This is a genomic window from uncultured Methanobrevibacter sp., from assembly GCF_934746965.1.
GTDB lineage: Archaea > Methanobacteriota > Methanobacteria > Methanobacteriales > Methanobacteriaceae > Methanocatella.
Window position 1 is genome coordinate 108,833 of the sequence record NZ_CAKVFS010000005.1, and the last position, 20,083, is coordinate 128,915.

Annotated in this window: 18 protein-coding genes; 5 read left to right on the forward strand and 13 right to left on the reverse strand. The window is 29.7% G+C overall.

The window, feature by feature from the left end; all coding sequences use genetic code 11:
- Positions 1–167: 167 nt before the first annotated feature.
- Positions 168–1,451, forward strand: a complete 1,284-nt coding sequence (lysA, locus tag Q0984_RS05345) for a diaminopimelate decarboxylase (RefSeq protein ID WP_299524689.1) — start codon at positions 168–170, stop codon at positions 1,449–1,451.
- 9 nt (positions 1,452–1,460) lie between these two features.
- Entirely contained in the window at positions 1,461–2,321 is an 861-nt protein-coding gene (gene dapF / locus Q0984_RS05350; RefSeq protein WP_299524692.1) for a diaminopimelate epimerase, read from the forward strand.
- 17 nt (positions 2,322–2,338) lie between these two features.
- Here dapF and Q0984_RS05355 read toward each other — a convergent pair whose 3' ends face one another.
- The 8 genes from Q0984_RS05355 to polC form a co-directional block, all read right to left on the reverse strand.
- Complete coding sequence (locus Q0984_RS05355; RefSeq protein WP_299524695.1) at positions 2,339–2,920, reverse strand: HemK2/MTQ2 family protein methyltransferase; 582 nt, start codon at positions 2,918–2,920, stop codon at positions 2,339–2,341.
- Positions 2,921–2,926: 6 nt separating this feature from the next.
- Positions 2,927–3,808: a 16S rRNA (adenine(1518)-N(6)/adenine(1519)-N(6))-dimethyltransferase RsmA gene (gene rsmA / locus Q0984_RS05360; protein ID WP_299524698.1), complete on the reverse strand. Its 882-nt coding sequence runs from the start codon at positions 3,806–3,808 to the stop codon at positions 2,927–2,929.
- 9 nt (positions 3,809–3,817) lie between these two features.
- The gene (locus Q0984_RS05365; protein WP_299524701.1) at positions 3,818–4,477 is read right to left on the reverse strand and encodes a DUF655 domain-containing protein; all 660 of its coding nucleotides are present in this window, start codon (positions 4,475–4,477) and stop codon (positions 3,818–3,820) included.
- Between the two features lie 241 nt (positions 4,478–4,718).
- Positions 4,719–5,063, reverse strand: coding sequence for an RNA polymerase Rpb4 family protein (locus tag Q0984_RS05370; protein ID WP_299524704.1), 345 nt, complete (start codon positions 5,061–5,063; stop codon positions 4,719–4,721).
- 9 nt (positions 5,064–5,072) lie between these two features.
- The gene (locus Q0984_RS05375) at positions 5,073–5,369 is read right to left on the reverse strand and encodes a 50S ribosomal protein L21e (RefSeq protein ID WP_299524707.1); all 297 of its coding nucleotides are present in this window, start codon (positions 5,367–5,369) and stop codon (positions 5,073–5,075) included.
- Between the two features lie 231 nt (positions 5,370–5,600).
- Positions 5,601–6,212, reverse strand: a complete 612-nt coding sequence (locus tag Q0984_RS05380) for a queuosine precursor transporter (protein WP_299524710.1) — start codon at positions 6,210–6,212, stop codon at positions 5,601–5,603.
- Positions 6,213–6,341: 129 nt separating this feature from the next.
- Positions 6,342–8,660: an anaerobic ribonucleoside-triphosphate reductase gene (gene nrdD, locus Q0984_RS05385; protein ID WP_299524713.1), complete on the reverse strand. Its 2,319-nt coding sequence runs from the start codon at positions 8,658–8,660 to the stop codon at positions 6,342–6,344.
- Between the two features lie 164 nt (positions 8,661–8,824).
- The gene (gene polC, locus Q0984_RS05390; RefSeq protein ID WP_299524716.1) at positions 8,825–12,133 is read right to left on the reverse strand and encodes a DNA polymerase II large subunit; all 3,309 of its coding nucleotides are present in this window, start codon (positions 12,131–12,133) and stop codon (positions 8,825–8,827) included.
- 190 nt (positions 12,134–12,323) lie between these two features.
- Here polC and Q0984_RS05395 point away from each other — a divergent pair, with 190 nt between their 5' ends.
- Together Q0984_RS05395 and Q0984_RS05400 are read left to right on the forward strand one after the other, a co-directional pair.
- Entirely contained in the window at positions 12,324–13,082 is a 759-nt protein-coding gene (locus tag Q0984_RS05395; RefSeq protein ID WP_299524719.1) for an acyltransferase, read from the forward strand.
- Positions 13,083–13,102: 20 nt separating this feature from the next.
- A complete protein-coding gene (locus Q0984_RS05400; RefSeq protein WP_299524722.1) occupies positions 13,103–13,576 on the forward strand; it encodes a nucleoside deaminase in 474 nt (157 codons plus the stop codon).
- Here Q0984_RS05400 and lysS read toward each other — a convergent pair.
- The 4 genes from lysS to Q0984_RS05420 form a co-directional block, all read right to left on the reverse strand.
- Entirely contained in the window at positions 13,573–15,156 is a 1,584-nt protein-coding gene (gene lysS / locus Q0984_RS05405) for a lysine--tRNA ligase (RefSeq protein WP_299524724.1), read from the reverse strand. The genes Q0984_RS05400 and lysS overlap by 4 nt on opposite strands.
- Before the next feature lie 114 nt (positions 15,157–15,270).
- Positions 15,271–16,569, reverse strand: coding sequence for a phosphomethylpyrimidine synthase (gene thiC / locus Q0984_RS05410; protein WP_299524728.1), 1,299 nt, complete (start codon positions 16,567–16,569; stop codon positions 15,271–15,273).
- 183 nt (positions 16,570–16,752) lie between these two features.
- Complete coding sequence (locus tag Q0984_RS05415; protein WP_299524731.1) at positions 16,753–17,667, reverse strand: carbohydrate kinase family protein; 915 nt, start codon at positions 17,665–17,667, stop codon at positions 16,753–16,755.
- A 76-nt stretch (positions 17,668–17,743) separates the two neighbouring features.
- Positions 17,744–18,613, reverse strand: a complete 870-nt coding sequence (locus Q0984_RS05420; protein WP_299524734.1) for a LysR family transcriptional regulator — start codon at positions 18,611–18,613, stop codon at positions 17,744–17,746.
- 75 nt (positions 18,614–18,688) lie between these two features.
- On the opposite strand from Q0984_RS05420, the gene hxlB reads away from it, so the two are divergent.
- Positions 18,689–19,279 carry a 6-phospho-3-hexuloisomerase gene (gene hxlB / locus Q0984_RS05425; RefSeq protein WP_299524737.1) on the forward strand — a complete coding sequence of 197 codons (591 nt, stop codon included), beginning with the start codon at positions 18,689–18,691 and terminating at the stop codon, positions 19,277–19,279.
- An 8-nt stretch (positions 19,280–19,287) separates the two neighbouring features.
- Here the strand turns inward: hxlB and fdhD are convergent, their stop codons facing one another.
- Positions 19,288–20,037, reverse strand: a complete 750-nt coding sequence (gene fdhD, locus Q0984_RS05430) for a formate dehydrogenase accessory sulfurtransferase FdhD (RefSeq protein ID WP_299524740.1) — start codon at positions 20,035–20,037, stop codon at positions 19,288–19,290.
- Between the last annotated feature and the right edge of the window lie 46 nt (positions 20,038–20,083).

A 20,083-nucleotide genomic window follows, 5' to 3' on the forward strand; every position in this document is an offset into this window, starting at 1 on the left:
CTTTTCTTTTTTTAAGTTATCAAGTAAACTATAATTTAATATTATATGTTAAAACTGCTTTTTAGTTTTTAAAGTATGTATCGGCAAAGTTTTTTCCTTCCTTAATTTTAAATACAATATATAATAAAAATTAATATTAGTAATTTAATTTACAGGAGTTTTAAAAAATGGATTTAAATATTAAAATTAATGATAAAAACCACTTAGATATTGGTGGTGCTGATGCATGTGATATTGCAGAAGAATTTGGAAGTCCTACTTATGTTATTGATGAAAATAGGATAAGAGATAATTATAATAGGTTCTATAATGCATTTTCTAAATATTATTCTGATTTCAAAGTGTATTATGCTTGTAAAGCTAATACAAATTTAGCTGTAATGAAAATTCTTGAAAGTGAAGGATGTTGTATTGATGCAGTTTCTCCTGGCGAAGTCTATACTGCTAAAAAATTAGGATTTTCAGGAAATAGGATTTTATTCACTGGTAATAATGTAACTACTGAAGAGTTAAAATTTGTAGCTGATCAAGATGCAGTAATTAATTTAGATTCAGTTTCTGCTTTAAAAAGATTGGCTGAAGTAGTTGATCCTGAAGGATTTAAAGTATCATTTAGAGTAAATCCAATGGTTGGTGCAGGTCACCATGATCATTGTATTACTGGTGGGGTAATGAGTAAATTTGGTATTATGGATAATGAAGCTGTGGAAGTTTATCAGCTTGCTGAAGATTTAGGTTTTACTCCAATTGGTATGCATTCTCATATTGGTTCAGGAATTTTAGACCCAGAACCATTTAAATTAGCTATTGAATCAACAATAGATATTGCAGGAAAAGTACATAATGAAGCTGGTGTTGACTTTGAATTTGTTGATTTTGGTGGGGGTGTGGGAATTCCATACACTCCAGAAGAAAACATTGTAGATATTGATACTTTTGCAAAAGAAAATATTGCATTATTTAAATCTAAATTAGAAGAACATGATTTAGGAAATCCAACAATGTATCTTGAACCTGGAAGATATTTAGTAGGAGATGCAAGTGTACTTTTAACTCGTGTAAATAGTGTAAAACAAAGTTATAGAAAATTTTTAGGTGTGGATTCTGGATTCCATACTTTACTTAGGCCAGCAATGTATGATTCTTATCATCATATTGTTGTAGCTAATAAAATGGATGCACCAAACACTCAAGAAGTAGATATTGCGGGAAATGTTTGTGAATCTGGAGATTTATTTGCAAGAGATAGACCAATGCCTGATGTTGAGGAAGGAGATTTATTAGCTATTCTTAATGCAGGAGCATATGGATTTACCATGTCTTCAAATTACAATTCCAGACCAAAAGCATCAGAAGTCCTTGTTAAATATGGGGAATGCTTCTTAACCCGTGAAAGAGAAACATTTGAAGATTTATTCAATAAACAAACAATTCCTGATTACTTGCAATAGGTGCCAAACATGGATTTAAAAGGATTGAAATTTTCTAAAATGCATGGGATTGGTAATGATTTCCCAATAATTGATGAAAGTAAAGGTGAAGTCATACCTGAAGAAGAAAAATGTGAAGCATGTAGATTTTTATGTCATAGGCATTTTGGTGTTGGTGGAGATGGAGTATTATTTGTAACTCCTTCTAATGTAGCAGATATTGGATATAGGATGTTTAATCCTGATGGAAGCGAAGCTGAAATGTGTGGAAATGGTATTAGATGTTTTGCAGACTTTGTATATAGAAAAGGTATTTTAAAACAGGAAAAAATGACCGTTGAAACAAAATCTGGAATTAAAACTATAGAAATTACATTAAAAAATGATGAACCAGTATTATTTAAAGTAGATATGGGAACATCTACATTTAAGACTCCTGAAATTCCTATGACTTCTGATAAAGATGAATTCTTAGATTCTCCATTAGAAGTATTAGATGAAACATTTAATGTAACTGCTATTAGTGTTGGAAACCCTCATGCAATCATATTTGTAAATAATGTTGATGAAATTGACATAAATAAATATGGTCCAGCTATTGAGACTCATGAAGTTTTCCCTGAAAAAATTAATGTCCATTTTGTTGAAGTAATTTCTAAAAATGAAGGAAAAATGATTACTTGGGAACGTGGTGCTGGAGTTACATTAGCTTGTGGTACTGGAGCTACTTCAACAGCTATTTCTGGATTTAAGTTAGGCCTGTTTGATAAGGAAGTATTATTACATCTTCCTGGAGGAGACTTAAAATTTAATGTATATGAAAAAGATGATGAGTTAGGAGCTTTAATGGAAGGTCCTGCTAAATTAGTCTTTGATGGAGAAATTCAATAATTTCTCTTTTATTTTTTTTATAAATAACCATTAATTAATACAATATCTTCAAAAAAGAAATGTTCACTAACGGCTATTTCACTAACAAAACCTTGATTGTCAAGAATATCTAAAGTTTTATCATTGTCTGAAAGTGAAGATTGAATCAGTTGGACGATTCCACCATCATTTAAGTGATTTTTCACTTCATCTAAAAAAAGATCAATTACTTTTCTACCATCTAATCCACCATCAAATGCATAATTTAAGTTGTCATCAAGAACTTCATCATTTTCAGTAGGTAGATATGGAGTATTAAATAAAATTACATCAAACTTTCTATTTTTTACAGGTTCAAATAGATTACCAAACAATAATTCAATATTTTCAATATTATTAGCTTTAAAATTTTTACTAGCTAATTCAATTGCATCATAGTTAATATCTGTAGCTGTAACTTTATTAGTTAATTTTGAAGCATACATTGCCACTATTCCAGATCCAGTTCCAATTTCAAGAACACTTTGACCATTTTTTATTAAAAGATTTTCAGCTAGCATATAACTGTCTTCAGCTGGGGTATAAACAGTTTCTGCAGTATCTATTATAAAATTATCCATCAAATATTACTCCTGTAAAATAGAATTTAATTTTAATGAAAGATAAAGTATTTCTTCAGGGGTTATGGTTGTTATTCGTTTAGATAAATATTCTTCAATTTTCTTTTGATTAATTGAATTTAATTTATTTTTTATTTCTTTTTTATCTAAATCTGTAATAATATGCCTAGAATCAATTAAAGCATTTTTAACTTTTTTATTTCTGTGTTGGAACAATGCTTGAACGTATTTTGAATAAATTTTAAAATCATCTTCATTTATTTGGGTTAACTCAGAAATTTTTGGAGTTAATTTGACAACACTTGAATCAACTTTTGGTTTTGGAATAAAACTTTCAGCACTTACATTAGTTAATGTTTCAACATCACATTTAAAATATAACATGGCAGAAAGCCTAGAGTAATCTTTAGTTCCTACTTTACCATTCATTCTTGATGCAAACTCTTTTTGATACATTAAAATGGCTAATTGGAAATCATAATTTAAAAATTTAAATGTAATTGGTGATGAAATTTGATAAGGTAGATTTGCAATGATTTTATTAAATTTAGGGAATTCTACATTTAATGCATCATCGTTAATTAATTCTACGTTATCTATATTTTCATTTTTTAACCGTTCTTCTAATATTTGGCAAATATTAGAGTCTTGTTCAATAGCTATTACTTTTTTAGCTCTTTTAGCAAGTTCAATTGTTAATGTTCCAATTCCAGGACCTATTTCTAATACAATGTCCTTTTTTGTAAGGTTACCAAAACTGATAATTTGATCTCGTTTATTTCTATCTATTAAATAGTTTTGTCCAAGATTTTTGTTTAAAGTTATTCCATGTTCTTTAAGAATAGCTTTTGTTGTTTTTGATAATGAAGAGGAATTGTCACTATTCAATATTATCACTTACTTTCTTTGATTTCTATTACTTCTATGATTCCTTCTGTGTTTTTTTGGAGCTTTTGGAATTGGTGTAAATAAATAATATTTTTTCTTACCTTTTTTTGCTGTTGTTGTATCAAGTTCCTGTATTACTCTATTTACAATCATTTCAGCAGGATCATTTAATGAAGGAACTCTGTTTGTTATGTCTTCAAAGCTTTCAAATGGTTTTTCTTTTCTAGCTTCAACGATTTCCCACATGTATTTTTTACCAATACCTGGAATCAATTCTAATTTGTGAAGTCTGGTACTAATTGCACCAGCAGTGTTGAAGAATTCTACATATTTTTCTTCGTTTGATTTGACTATTTCACGTATAGCATATTCTAACTCAATTCTACTAGTTGCAGTTAAGTTTTCATAGTTTAATTTTCCAAGAATTTTGTATATTTTATCTCTTTTTCCTTTTCCAATATATACAGTATCTTGAATTTCTAAATCAACTCCTTTTTTAGGAACTAATTCTAGTAAAGTGAAATACTCAGTACCAATAGCTTGAGCAATAGCTTTTCCCTTAAATTTAGACATATCTGAGTTTACATAACCTAAACTAAGATAATCTAATATAACAGCATTGTCTTCAGTTGCTGAAGGTATTTTATTTTTTTTATTTTTTGTTTCCATCTTATCACTTCACTTTTGAGCTGTTCCATCATTTATTGATGGAATTTATTTAATTAACTCATTTAAGAATATTGTTTAATAGTTTACAATTCATTCTAATTTTTTCATGTTTCAAGTTTTGATTGCCAATTTGATAAACTATAATTATATGTTTAATTTTTAACTTAAATAAACATATCTAAAAAGTAGTAATGTGAGTATTAATTATATAAAAAGTAAAAAAAGAAGAATAGTTTTAAAACTATTCAATGATGTCATATTGATTTAATATTTCAAGAATATCTTCCATTTGCTCTTTTTCAATATGTGCAGCTTCTTTAGCAAATATTAATCTTAAATCAGATAAATCTTGTGGAATTAAATCAACAATACGAACTGCAACTTTATGTCTTAAACCAACTTTATCTTCAAGTTCTGATATTATTTTGTCACTGTCTTCAATAGAATATCTTTTAAATCTTGAAAGGTGATTTAAAGTAATATTTTGTTCGTAGTTTAATTCATTTTCTTGTGAAAATTTTTCGAGAGCTTCTTTAACTTTTACACTTTGAATTGGTTCGCTCTCAATTATTTTTTTCCCAATCATAGTTATCATTTATTCATTTTTTTGTAATTTTAAGTGATCAGGTCTGATAATTAATTCTTTTGCTTTGTTTCCATCATTTAATGAAACAATGTATGCTTTTCCTTTTTTATCAGTGATTTTACCAGTTTTTCCATGGAACCTTGGGTGTGGTTGACCTTTTTGGATACTTGGGTTAATAGTAATGTGAACTAAGTCTCCTTCGTTGAATTTTTGGAGTCTGTTAGTGATTGGGTTAGACCTACCTTCTCTTACTACTTTTGTCATTTTTCTTCTTGATTTACTTCTAAATCCTCTAGATCTTTGCATTTAAATAACCTCTTTTATAAATTAATGCACTGGGTAATGAATCTATGTTATCAGCTACCTAGTATAAATTGCCCATAATACTAGTAACATAGAATATAAAAATTATAAATTATTATCACATACTTGATAATATTAAATTATTTCTATAAAGCTATTAATATACTTTTAGTTTTTCAGATTTTTTTTAAAAAATAAAGAAAGAATAAAAAAGAATTATTCTAATTTTTTTAGTTAGGCAGTTATTGGTGCATCTTGTTTAGCCCATTTAGTAACTTTAACTGTAATTGGTTGAGCTATGAATGTCCAAATAAACATTATTGTGAAATGAACAAGAATCATTATTGCTATATTTGTCCAACTTACTGTAAATGCAAATGCTAATGATATGAATATTGTGTTATCTATTATTTCACCAATTGCAATAGCTCCAATAGATTTATATCCTACATTTCCGTCTTCTGATTTTTCTTTAAGTATACTAGTTAATTTAGCATTTACAAAGTTACCAATAATATATGAGATAAATGATGAAATTAACATTCTTGGAGTTTGTGAGAATATATATGCAAAACTATCTTGCCCTTCCCAGAAAGTGGCTGCAGGTAACATTAATGCGATTGTTGAAACAACAACAAAAAGTAAGTTACAGACTACACCAAAAAGAATAGTTTTTTGAGCAGTTGATTCTCCATATGTATCAGCTATTACTGATGTGAGAATAAAGACTACTGGATAGATTATTACTCCACAAGGAACTGTAAGTCCCCAGAAACCTAAATCTAATATTTTTATAGTAACAATATTTGTTGTAATGAAAGCTACACAAAATATTGTAATTAACATTATTTTCTTTTCTAAATAGTTTAAATTTAAATTTATAGAAATTCCCCCTAAGTTATATTTTTACTTTTGAGGGAGTTTCTATAATAAATTTATGATAAAAAATGGAATGGTGAATGGTTTTAATAAGTTTTATTCATCTTCAAATCTTCTTCTATCAATTAATTCTTGACGTTTTCCAGGATTCCATCCACCAGATGATGATTTTGCACGTCCTACTTGTTGAACATATCCTGTGATTCTATCATACCATTCAACATCTTCAGTTTCTCCGCATGTTGGGCATTTATTGTTTAATCCTTTCATCAATGTTTTACAGTTAAGACAGAAACTTAAAGCTGAGCTGTATGCCCAGAAACCAATATCTGATTTTTTAGCTATTTTATTAGTTAAACTCATTAATGAATCTGGATCAGAATATGATTCACCCATAAATGCATGGAAGATATGTCCACCAGGAGTTAAGCTGTGATATTGCTCTTCTATTTTTATTTTGTCAATAAGGGACACTTCCGTGTTTACTGGTACATGGGAAGAGTTAGTGTAATAATTAGCACTTCCATCACCTTGTACAATAGCTTGATCTCCAAATTGTTCTTTATCAAGGGTTGCAAATCTGTATGCTGTAGACTCTGCAGGAGTTTGAAGAACAGACCATCTAAGACCAGTTTCTTCTTTTAATTTTTCTGCTCTGTCGTTTATGTACTCAATACATTTAACACCAAATTTGTTTGAATCTGCATCGTCAATACCTGCACCAAATAATGATAATAACATTTCATTAAGACCAACAAAACCAAATGATAATGTTGAATTTTGGATTCTGTAGTAACTGTCTTCTCCAACTTTTTGTTTAAGGAATGGTAAAATATGGAAATCATTTAAACATTTTAATCCTTGTTCTCTTCTAAGCATTAATGTTTCTGTAGCTAAGTCCATATATTCATCTAAATATTCAAATACTTGAGATTCGTCTTTAGATTGATATCCGATTCTTGGGAGGTTTAAAGTTACATATGCAAGATTTCCTGTTCTTAAACAATCTTGTTCCCAGTCACCAGTCCAATTATCTTGTAAACAAGTTCTACATCCCATATAGTTTGCCATTTTACCTCTGTAATCTGGTAACATGTTAATGAAGTAGGATGATCCGTATTTTGCAGATAATTCATGGACTAAGTGTAAGTCTTCATCATAGTCTCCTTTTAATGTTTCTTCACGAAGTGTGTAAATAGTATTTGGGAAAAGATGAGGTTTTCCTTCTTGGTCTCCTGCAAGTAATGTTTCGGTAAATGCTTTTTGTATTAATCTAGTTTCTTCTTCAAAGTCTCCATAAGTTCCAACTACTTGTCCTTTTGGACCATATGCAGTTACATCTTCTAAGAATTTTGGAACTCCAAATTCTAAAACCATACTTGTAAATGGAACTTGAGAACCTCTAGCTGCGTAAGCCATGTTTAAATTATAAATAAGCATTTGAACAGATTGTTTGATTTCATCGTAGGTTCTACCTCTTGCAAATGGTGCTACAAATACATTCCATAAGGACATAGCTTGTCCGCCAGACATATTTTGTTGTGATGCAAGCATAATTTCTCCAGTATGGTTCATTAAGGTTTCCATATGATTTGGAGCACCTGCAACAGAAGTATGATCTCCAGTTCCATCTACTTTAAGTCCATATCTGATAAAGGTTCTTATGTCATGTTGCATACAGTTTAAAGGTCTTCCTGCGAAAAACTCTAAATCATGGATATGAATATCTCCAGACATGTGTGCATCAGCTAGATTTGATGGTAACATTTGTAAAAGCGCATATTGTTTTAATGCTTCATCAGCTACATGTTTATGTATGCTTTCAGGGTTGTGAATCATATTTGCATTATCTCTGTTACCATTTTCGATTAATGATGTAATATTGTATACAGGAATACCTAAACGGGTATAACGGCTTCTTAAATCTTCCAAACCATATTCAACAAGTTTGGTATTTACCATTTCCCTAATCATTGGTGCGGTTAAATAATCTACATTTAATTTTTTGAGTTCTTTCCAAACTTCTGTAGCTATTTCAAATGCAGTTTCTTGGGATGCTCCTGTTTCTTCAATTAAAGTATTTGCGATTTTAGATAAATCGAAAGTTTCAATTGTGTCTCTAGAAGTACGTACTTTTAATTGGGTATTTGCTAAATATTTATTAGCTATTTCACCATCAATATCTTCTAAACATTCATAAACTATTTTTTTAATTTCTTTAGTTTTAATTCCGTCGTAAAGTGAAGAAACAACTTGAGCTACAATTTTATCAGATTCAAAAAAAGGAGTTTCAACCATTACTAAGGATTTTAATAATTTTTCGTAGCTGAATCTTTCTTTGATACCATTATTTTTTTCAACATTGATTTTGTTGGAGTGTGCTAATTCTTTCATCATGTCTGAGTTTCTTTCCATTTTTTATACTGTCCTATGAGTGAATTATTAATTATTATGTTCTTACTAGTATATAATTTGTTCGTTCAAAGACGAACAACATCATTCTAGGTTGAACTTAATTATGATTTTTTAAATATTAATATTAAATTGCAAGAGCAATTAAAAAGTATTTTTAATGTTCTTTAGAAGAAAACATCTAAAGAACTTTGTTTAGATTTATCACTTTCAAAAAGTGAATGAATTCCAAACTCTTGAATTTCTAAACGTTGTCTTAAATAGTGAGATACAGGATATCTATTTACTAAATCTTGTGATATTTCAAGGTATTTAGTTACTGAACCTTTAGAAACTGAAAGTATTAAATTTCCGCCACATTTACATTTTCCAGTAAGTGGCATTCTTCTGTATTTTGAACCACATTTGGTACATCTTACTTTTTGTTTAGAAAATGCTCTGGAGTTTCCCATAATATCTGGTAAAAAGTGAGATGATAATACTTTTTCTACCACTCCTCTTTGATCCACTGCCCTGATATTTTCAGCAAGAGATATTTGAGCTTCTACTTTTTCTCTCATTGAAGGTAATCTTTTATAAAGACATACTGTAGGTCCTGCATGGATACTTGAAGTATGGTGAGAAAACATTAATCCTTCATATTGTTGAGGAGTTCCTAAGTGCATTTCTACATTATCAATATATTCTAAAACTTCTGCAGGTTTTAACGGTTGATAAGTTTTTTCATAAAATTCAACAGGGAATCTATCAAAAATATCTAAATTGTGGGATTCATCATCTATTTCTTCAGGATCTATTCTTGAAGATAAAACTAAAGGTGCATCCATACTTCCCCCTCTTGTATTTGGCAGATATGATTTTGAGAAATTAATTAATGCATCTAAAAGTAACATTACAGCATCTTCATCACTATCACAATTTCTACGTTTAGCAGAGTGGAAGTAAGGATGTGCATAACAGCATAATGCTTTTGTGAATCCTACAATCCTACCTAATACTCCTGCAGATGTGTGGGGAGCAAGACCAGCTACTAAATGTCCAATTAAATCAGATTTTTCTTTAACATTATAGAATCTTTCCATTCCATAATATCTTTCAAGTTCGTCATCAATAAAATTAGCTGTATTGATAAGATAATCTGCACAATTATTAGAAATAACTATGTCCTGAACTCTAAGTTCTATAATTTGATCTTCATTTTCAATTGGATTTCCATAACAATCTTTTGTATAACCCATTTCATGAAGTTTTTCAACAGAAACTCCAATTTCTTTAGGTATGAAATGAGTCAAGGGTAAATCAGTTGAATCATGACGGATGGTACCATCTTTAAAAGTAAATACTTCGTTTTTAGATCTAAGTATTCCTTTTTCAAGAGGTTCAGGTAATTTAGATTCAGAAATCATACCTACAACACCTTTCATTTCATCGACTTTTCTAACTTTTACATTATCTGATGCTTTTTTAAGCATTGCTGAAAGGTTTATGTTTTTCACACTGTGAGGACTAATTTCTGTTGGAGCTCCACAATGTGGACAAATAGATTGGAATGAACTAATTTTACATTGGGTACATTTTCTTCTAGCTAAATCTACTTTAATATTTCCTCTTTTAGCTGCAGTAGCTACTAATCTTCTACTTCCACCATAGTTACCGATTGGGAATAATCCGTGAGGTGCAGGTCTCATTAATCTTTCTTTAGATTTTTCAGGTCTACCTACACGAGTGCCGATATATGCTGGGGCTTTATTTTTAATTTCAATAGGTGAAATTTTGTTTAAAGCATCTAATGTTTGTTTTTCAAGAGGAATATTATTTACTAATGTATTTATTAATGCATAGCTATGATCTTTATCTATTGTTATTTTATCATCATTTACAGTATGTGGAATTCCCATAACTTCCAATACTCTTTTTGTGTAGTCTAAATCAATAGTAAGTCCATTTTCTGGATCATAATTTGATTTATTTTTAAGTATCACATCAATTAATGAATTTAAATCATTTATAGTTACATCATTATAACAATAAGTGTATTTTGGATGTAATGGGATGTTATATTTTTTAGATAGTTCAAAAGCTTCACTGGCTGGAATATAATCATATTCTAATCTATGTAAATCTAAATCATTATTTTCACTATCAAAATTGTCACTTTTTAGAAGTAATTCAATCCACCATTCTTCACACCAACCAGAAGGCATTAATGGTTGATTGTTTCTTAAAAATTCTCCAAATGCAACAAGCATATCTCCTAAAAATAAAATTTCAACTACTTGATTTTTAAGTTCTTTTGCTTGTTTTATTTTATCTATTTTAACAACACTTCCATTCTTAAGTTTTACAATAGGTCCTTCTATAGAATCTACTGGTACAACACAGTTACCTTTTCCAGGATATTCAATTTTAAGTTGTGTTCCAACAGCTAAAAAATCAAGTAATGTCATAGTTGCTGGATGAACTCCCATTGTTGCAAGACCTGTGTTTCTAGATCTTCCATATCTTAAACGGAATCCTCCTTTTTCTGAAGGGTAACCTAAAACAGGTCTTCCACCAATAATATCTTGAATATATTTGGGTTCAGTAACTAAATCAGCACTGTCACTATCATCTGATTTTTTATCATCAGTTTTAGGTTTTGAATATTCAGAAAGCCAACCCCAGCTATCTAATTTTAATTTTTTGGATATTTTTAAAATTTTTTTAGATTTCTGGATAACTCCCTCAACCATCGCTAAAAGTGCTCCACCTCTAATATTATTTGTTTCCACACGTTCTAAATCTCTATGGGATACTTCAACTTGGTCAGTTTGTTCTCCAGTAACTTCTACAGGTATGTGGTTAGCTGCAAATCTCACTTCTTCTGGTGTTGGGGAATATTGAAGGTTAGTAACTTCTGATTCGTAAAGTTCTACTTCTTCTACATAACGTTCAATTTCATCTTCAATTGGTTTGAAATCATCAATTCCAATAGCTTCTTTGATTTTATCTCCAAGTAGAACAGCTAATGCAGCAGCTGTTCCTCCTGCACTTCTAATAGGTCCTGCAAAGTAAACAGCAATATATTTTGTAGAATCAAAGTTCTGTTTAATTTTCACTTGTGAAATACCTTCTAGAGGTGCTGCTACTACTCCTTCTGTAAGAATAGCTAATGCAGTTCTAAGACCTTGATCGCATCTTTGTTCTTCATTATAATTTGCTTTTTCTTTGGTAAGTTCAAATTTTCCAGATGCAATTTCAGCAGCTATTTCAAAAGCTACTTCTTCCCTAGTCATATCTTGCTCTAATTCTTTGATACGTTTAGCAACACCTTCAGGACCAACAAGCCCTTCTACTCTTTCAGCTAAATCCTTTGCTAAAGGAACTTCACTTTTTGTTTCAACATCTAATCCTTTAGACCTAGCTTCATTAGCTATTTTGTATAATGCTTTAGTATCTGCTTCTAATCTGTCAAAATAGTCCATGTTTATCTCCATGTTTTTTAAAAAATTCGTTATTATATTTTATGTTTTGCTACTTATTTATAATTATTAGGTTATATATACAAAATTTTTAATGTGTACTTGATAAAGATTTAAATAATTTAAGTATAATATATTTATTTTTGTATATCTGTAGTTGAACGTAATTTTAAAAAAAGATTGTTATTGCTATTATGGTGATATAGTGTCTGAAGAAAACGTAACTGATATTGAAACACAATTGAAAGAAAAAGATCAAAAGTTAGACAATCAGTCTAGTGAACTTAATTATTTAACCAATGAAATTATTCCTAATCTTAAAAAAGAAAATGCTGAATTGAAGAAAATTAAAAAAGAATTAAGTGAAGCATTAGAAAATAGTACTAGGAAATATTATGAACAATTAGATATTAATGCAGATTTAAGTGAAAAATTAACTAAAATTGGTGCTGATGATGCAATTAATAAAGTAAGGGCTGAAAAACTTGAATCTGAAATTGAAGATATTAAAAAGGATGCAGAGGCTAAAGTTTCAGAGTTTAAAGCTAAGCTTGATGAAGTTAGTGCTGATAAAATTGAAGATATTAAAGCTGAAAATCAAAAATTACATTCTCAATTAACTGAAAAAGTTTCTGAATTAGGAAAACTTAAAGAACAAGTACCTGATCTTAAATCTGAAATTGATAATTTAAGAAAACAAGTTATTGAAATGGGTAATTATAAAGAAGAAGTTGATGCTAAAGTTAAAGGGGAATTAAATAAACTCAATGAAGAAATTAAATCACTTACGGCTGAATTGAAAGGAAAACAAAGTAGTTACGATAAATTACACAATGATTCACAAAAAACAATTGATGATTTAAAAGGACAAGTGTCCAAACTTAAAAAAACTTTAGAAAAACAAGCTAACAGAGGATTTTTAGACAGACTTTCTAATAAACAAGTTTCTCTTGATGATGATTAAATTCATCATCTTTTTTTATTATGAATAATGATACTTATTTTATAAATGAAGCTTTAAAAGAAGCTAAGAAATCTTTAGCTGAAGGGGGCATCCCAATTGGGGCTGTTTTAGTTAAAGATGATGAAATTATTTCTCGTGGTCATAATAGGTTAATTCAAAATAGGTCTGTAATTTTCCATGCAGAGATAGATGCTATTGAAAATGCAGGTCGTTTAAATCACGATGACTATATTAAATGCACTTTATATTCAACTCTTTCTCCATGTTCCATGTGTTCTGGAGCTATTGTATTATATAATATTCCAAAAGTTGTAATTGGTGAGAATAATACATTGATGGGTGCTGAAAACTTTTTAAAAAAGAATGGTGTAGAAGTAGTTGTATTAAATAATACTGATTGTAAAAATTTATTTGAAAAATATGTAAAAGAAAACCCTAAATCTTGGATAAATGAATTATCCAAAGTAGGGAATTCTACTGAAGTTGATGATTAAGCTTCTTGTCTTAATCTTTTAACAACAAAATCTTTATCAAGAGATAATAAAAATGATGCTGCTCTTGGCCCTTGTTTTTGACCTAAAACCATTTTATAAATAGCTTGGAATCCTTTTTGAGGTTTTAAGCCTTGACCTTCAAGAATTTCGTACATTGCATCATGTAAATCTTCTGCTTTGTTAAATTCTGTTGATTCCATTAGATTAGCTAAATCATTTAAGAATTGTGTTTGTTCGTCGGTTAATGGCAATTTTGGAACACTTTTTTCTTGAACTTGGAATTTTACAAATTTAGGAGCATAAGTGTCTAACCAGTTAACAACATTATCCACACGTTCTTGGAATTGTTTTAATTCAATTTCATTTAAATCTTTGAATTCTTTGTTTTCAAAGCTTTTAGTTAGTTGGGAATTATTTTTAAGAATTGTAAATATTTTTTCTAAGTTATTTCCAGCTATTTGATAAGCATTAACTAAGAATCTATAAGGAGGTCTAAATGGGAGTGGACTATTTTCATTTATTTGAGCTATTTCATAGATTTTTCTGAATTTTTTACCTTCTTTTTCAGATGGTGCTTCCTCTTCATTGTAGAATACTTTTTCTACTTTATCAAATTGATCCATGAAGTCTAAGAAAGACATTTTAGGTGAAAAATCTTTAGCTTTCATAGGTTTACTTCTAAATAAGTAATAATTAAGACTTTCTGCAGGTCCGATAGCTAACCATTGTTCTGGTGTGAAAAATACTCCATGAGATTTACTCATTGCTTCTCCATCTAATGTAATCCATTCATATGGGACAGGATATGGTGCTTCATAGTCAAATATTTCTTTTGAAATGATACTACTTACATCATATGAACCTCCACTAGCCGCATGGTCTTTTCCAAATGGTTCACAAGTAACATTGAATATTTTCCATCTTGCTGCCCATTCTACTCTCCAGGTAAGTTTACCATTTCCAGATTTAATGTCCATTTCACCTTCGTGACCACAATCACATCTGTATTTTATGATATCTCCATCAAAATCGTATGCATAAGTAGTATTTACTCTACCACATTCTTCACAAATAGGATTATATGGTAACCAATCATCAGCTAATGGTTCTCTTCTGTATTGGTTGAATATTTCTTTGATTCTGTCTACATTTTCTAATGCAGTTCTTATGTAATCGTTGTAAACTCCACTGTTATACATTTCAAATCCTGATTTGTGCTCTATTTCAATACCATATGCATCCATAACTCCTAAAAATGGTTTTTCAAAGTGTTCTACAAAATTATCACAGCATCCGTCCGGACATGGTATTGTTGAGTAAGGCATTCCAATGTATTTATCATAGTTTTCAGGTAATGGGTATGGAACTTTTCTAAGTGGGTCATGGTCATCTGCAATCCATATTGTTTGAGCTTCTTTTCCTAATTCACGTAATTTTTTCCCGATTGCATTAGCTATAAATACATCACAAGAATTTCCAATATGTATAGAACCAGATATGGATGTTCCACTTGCTATTACATGTTTATCAGTATCTCTTTTGCTTAATTCCTCAGCTATATTTTCAATCCAATGTTTCATTAAATCACCGATAATTTATAATCATAAAAAATAAGTTATACAATTAATATTTCTTGTTATTAATATAAAAAGATTGTTTTAAAAAAAGAGAAAAAAGAAAAATAGATTTTAAATCTATTTTAAAATATCTGAGTCAGATTTATCTAACCATTCGTTTACAATTTTTACTGCACAGAAGTTTCCACACATGGTACATGCATCTGTGTCTTCAGGAGGTCTTTGGTCTCTTTTTGCACGTGCTGCTTCAGGAAACATTGCACATGCGTATTGTGCTTCCCAATCGAGTTTTTTACGAGCTTCAGCCATAGCTAAATCTTGTGATCCATCGATTCTACCAGTTGCTAAGTCACCTGCATAAGCTCCAATTTTTGTTGCAATTACTCCTTCTTTTACATCTTCTGGATTTGGAAGAGCAAGGTGTTCTGCAGGAGTTACATAACAAATGAAATCTGCTCCAGCTTTTGCAGAAGATGCTGCACCAATTGCAGATACAATGTGGTCATAACCTGGTGCTACATCACATACAATAGGTCCGAGCATATAGAAAGGAGCGTTAGAACACATTTTCTTTTGAATCATAACATTTGTTGGGATTTCGTTAATTGGTATGTGTCCAGGTCCTTCGATCATACATTGTACTCCAGCTTCACGGGATCTGTCGATTAATTCTCCTAAGATAATTAATTCTTGGATTTGAGCTCTGTCTGTTGAATCAGCAATTGATCCAGCTCTCATACCATTTGCAAGTGAAAGAACAACATCATGTTCTTTAGCAATTTCTAAAACATAGTCGAAGTTTGAGTATAATGGATTTTCTTTTTCGTTTTCAACAATCCATCCTGACATAAATGATCCTCCACGGGATACAAGTCCAGTTACACGACCTTGTCTTTTGAGTCTGGTTAAAGTTTCAATGTTGATACTGGAGTGAATAGCCATAAAGTCAATACCATCTTTTGCTTGTTTTTCAATGGTTTTGAATAAATCTTCTTCTTCCATGTAAACTACAGATCCATCTTTCCTAATTCTTTCAATAGCTGCTTGATAAACTGGTACTGAACCTACTGGTAATGGGGACATGTCAAGAACTCTTCTTCTGATTACATCTAAATCTCCACCAATACTTAATTCCATTAAACAGTCTGCACCAGTATCAATTGCTATTTGTGCTTTTTTAACTTCTTCATCAAAGTCTACAATATCAGTTGAAGTTCCAACGGTTGCATTAACTTTTGTTCTAAGTCCTGCACCAATACCTGAAGCTTCAATGTCTCTGTTTACATTAGATGGTATTACAATTGTTCCGTTAGCTACAGATTTTAAAATGAATTCTTCTGAAACATTTTCTTTTGCAGCTACCTGTTTCATTTCATCGGTTAAAATACCTTTTTTCGCATCCATTATTTGTGTCATAATACATCACATTATTTAGTCAAATATTTTTTAAAAATTTCAAATAAGTTTTAAAAATTCATCATTTTGAACTGATATTAATTTATTTTAATAATAATAGTATTTAAATTAATCTGACTGACTTTAACTCAAAAAAATTTGATATATGTAAAGTTTATTTTAAAAAATAGTAAGTTGGAGCGATTAATAAAATTCGCTCATTCTGTCAAATGCATCATCAAAGCTAGGCATGTTAGTTTGACATCCTTGTTCTTCAACAATAAATGATGATACTGAAGATGCAAATTTAGCAGATTGTTCAAGTGATTCTCCATTTAAAAATCTGGATAAAAATCCTGCTCTGTAAGAATCTCCTGCTCCAGTAGGATCTACAGCTTCACGCACGATGGCATCTACTTTGATTTTTTCATCATTGGAATAAATTTCGCTGCCTTGGGATCCACAGGTTTTTACAATGATTTTAGGACCAATATCTCTTAATCCAGTTAAATCTACTTCTAATGTTTCTAATATTCTTTTAATCTCGTAATGGTTTCCAAAGAGGATGGTTGTATTGGAAATAACCTCTTTTAATTTGTCTGCATCATACATTCCAAGATCTTGACCCGGGTCAAATGAAACAAGTAATTCTTGGTTTTTTGCTTCTTCACTACATTTCCAGTTGAAATGGGGGTCTCCAGTAGCTAAATGTACAGCTTTTGTGTTGGATATTGCTTTTGTAGGTACTTTGCTTGATGCAAATTCTTTAGCAGCACCCCAATAAAAATAGCTAATTTGATCATCATTTTCATCAGTTAAAACAAATGCTGTAGGACTAGTTTCTCCAGGAACTATGATTAATGAATCAGTATCTACACCTAAACTTTCCATTAATTCATAATAACTACTTTTTTTAAAGTCTCCACCTACTGCAGAAACAAGTGAAGTTTTTAAACCTAAATTAGCTCCAACAAGAGCAACATTTGCTGCTGCACCACCATTAAATGTTTTCATGTCGTTTATAGGTGCTGAGAAATTAGCTTTGGGAAATTCTGGAACTCTAATAATATAATCTAATGCAGAATGCCCAATTGATAATAAGTCTCTGTTTTTTGTCATGTTATTTTCTCCTTTTTTAATTTATTAATTATTTATTCTATAATTTTAAAAAATTTTTTGGTTAATTTAAAAAGGTTTAATCCATTGGTATAAAACCTTGATTTTTAATTGCATTTTGACCAGTATTTAATAAATAATCGATGAATTTGTTTATTTCTTCTTTTTCATCGTTTACTTTGACTAAACTAATGATATGTCGTGTATCAAATTTTAAAATATTATTTCCATTAAAATAACTTGCATTTAAAAAACTATATAAATTTTCAGAGTTTTTAACTAATTTAAATGCATCAAATTGAGAATTTACTTTTGATTTGATGGTGTAGTCAATATCGTAGTGTTTTAATGTATTCCAGGCAAGCCTTTGTGCAGAACCTTGCACACTTACAAAATTTAAATTTTCTAAATCATGAATACTTTTAATGTTTTTAGAATTAGGGCTGGCAATTAATACAAGATAATCATATGCTATTGGAATTAATTGTAAATCTCTTTCAAAAGCTATTAATGGATCGTCTAATGCTAATAAATCTACAACTCCTCTTTTAGCTAATTTAAAAGCATCTTCATCTGTACTACTATAAATATTTGTATTAAATGGGGTATTAATACTTTCTAAAAGTCCAGAACTAATATGTCCTCCACATATATTGATTTCTGATGTTTTTTCTATTTGTATTAAATATTTTCTATATTCATCAAGTAGTGCCTGGCCATTAGGAGTTAATAATGTACCATTGCCTTTTTTTTGTGTGATTTTAAATCCTAATCTGTCTTCAGCTTTAAGTAATCTTCTATTAAAAACAGTATGTGAAATATTCAATTGTTTTGCAGATTTTCTTTGAGAACCTGTTTTAGATAATGAATTTAAAGTTTGATATAATTTATAATCGTAAATTTCACCATCAATATCTAAATTAATAATGCCTTTGCTTTTAAGTTTCATAATTAATTATATATAAAATTGTAATCATAGTTAATAATATTGATTTGATTTAATATATTTTGGGAATTAGATAAGATGGAATTGATGAAAAGTTCAATTAAAGCTATTTTAGAGAATATTGTTGCTGCTGAAGAGTATTTGGATGAAGATGTTATTAATAATTTTGAAGAAATTATAATGACTTCAAAAAATGTTTTTGTAACTGGTGCAGGAAGATCAGGACTTGCAGCTAAAGCATTTGCTATGAGATTAATGCATTTAGGAATTAGTTCCTATGTTGTGGGAGAGACTATTTCTCCAGCTATTCACGATACTGATTGTATTATAGCTATTTCTGGTTCTGGAGAAACTAATACTATTGTATCTGCAGCTAGAATTGCTAAAAATAGAGGGTCCAAAGTATTGGCTGTTACTTCATATCCTGAATCAAGTCTTGGACAATTAGCTGATGGTTATTTATTAGTTAAAGGAAGAACTAAAAAAGAAGTAGATGATCAAAATTATATGAAACGTCAAATATATGGAAATTATACTTCTTTAACTCCATTAGGAACTGCTTTTGAATTAACTACTTTGGTGTTTTTAGATGCTATTGTTTCTGAATTAATGGAAAAAATGCACCAAACAGAAAGTGATTTAAAATCAAGACACACAGTTTTAGAGTAAGTTTAACTCTAAAATATTATTCTATTTTTATTATTGTATACATTAAATCGTTTTCCTCTTAAGAATCCAACAAGAGTTATATTTCCTTTTTTTGCTGTTTCACATCCTGAATATGCTGGAGCTGCATTTGATGCAAGTATGGGTATTCCAACTCTAACTATTTTTATTACCATATCTGCAGGCATTCTTCCACTATAAATCACATAACAGTTGCTCATATCATAATTGTGCAATATTCCATATCCAATTACTTTATCTACTGCAACATGTCTGCTTACATCTTCTTTTACAATAAAATTATCGTTATAAACGATTCCTGCTACATGTGTTCCACCAGTAGCTTGCCATATTTGAGCATTGTCTTTTAATTCTTCAATTCTATTAATTAACTCGTCTGAAGTAACTTGAAAATTTGAAGTTATAGGTTTTATATCTTTTATTTTGCTTCTCCATCCGCCAGCAGAATCAGAACATAAAACAGTTTCATTTGTTTTAAGTAAAGTGTCATCAATTTCTACATTTATTTGTGTTTTATTAATATCGATTTTTTTTATATCATCTAAAGATTTTACCATATTTTCATTAAATAAATAACCCACTGTGAATTCTTCAAGAGAATCTTCAATTGCAGATAGACTACGACTAATTTCATTATTTATAGTTAATGTTATAGTTGAATCTTTGACTACATTTTCCATAACTTCGGTTATTTCTCCATTTTTGTAATTCTGGGCTTTTTCATTCATTATTTGTTTCATAAAATCACTTTTTAGCAGGAATTATTATTTTTTAAATAAATTTCAA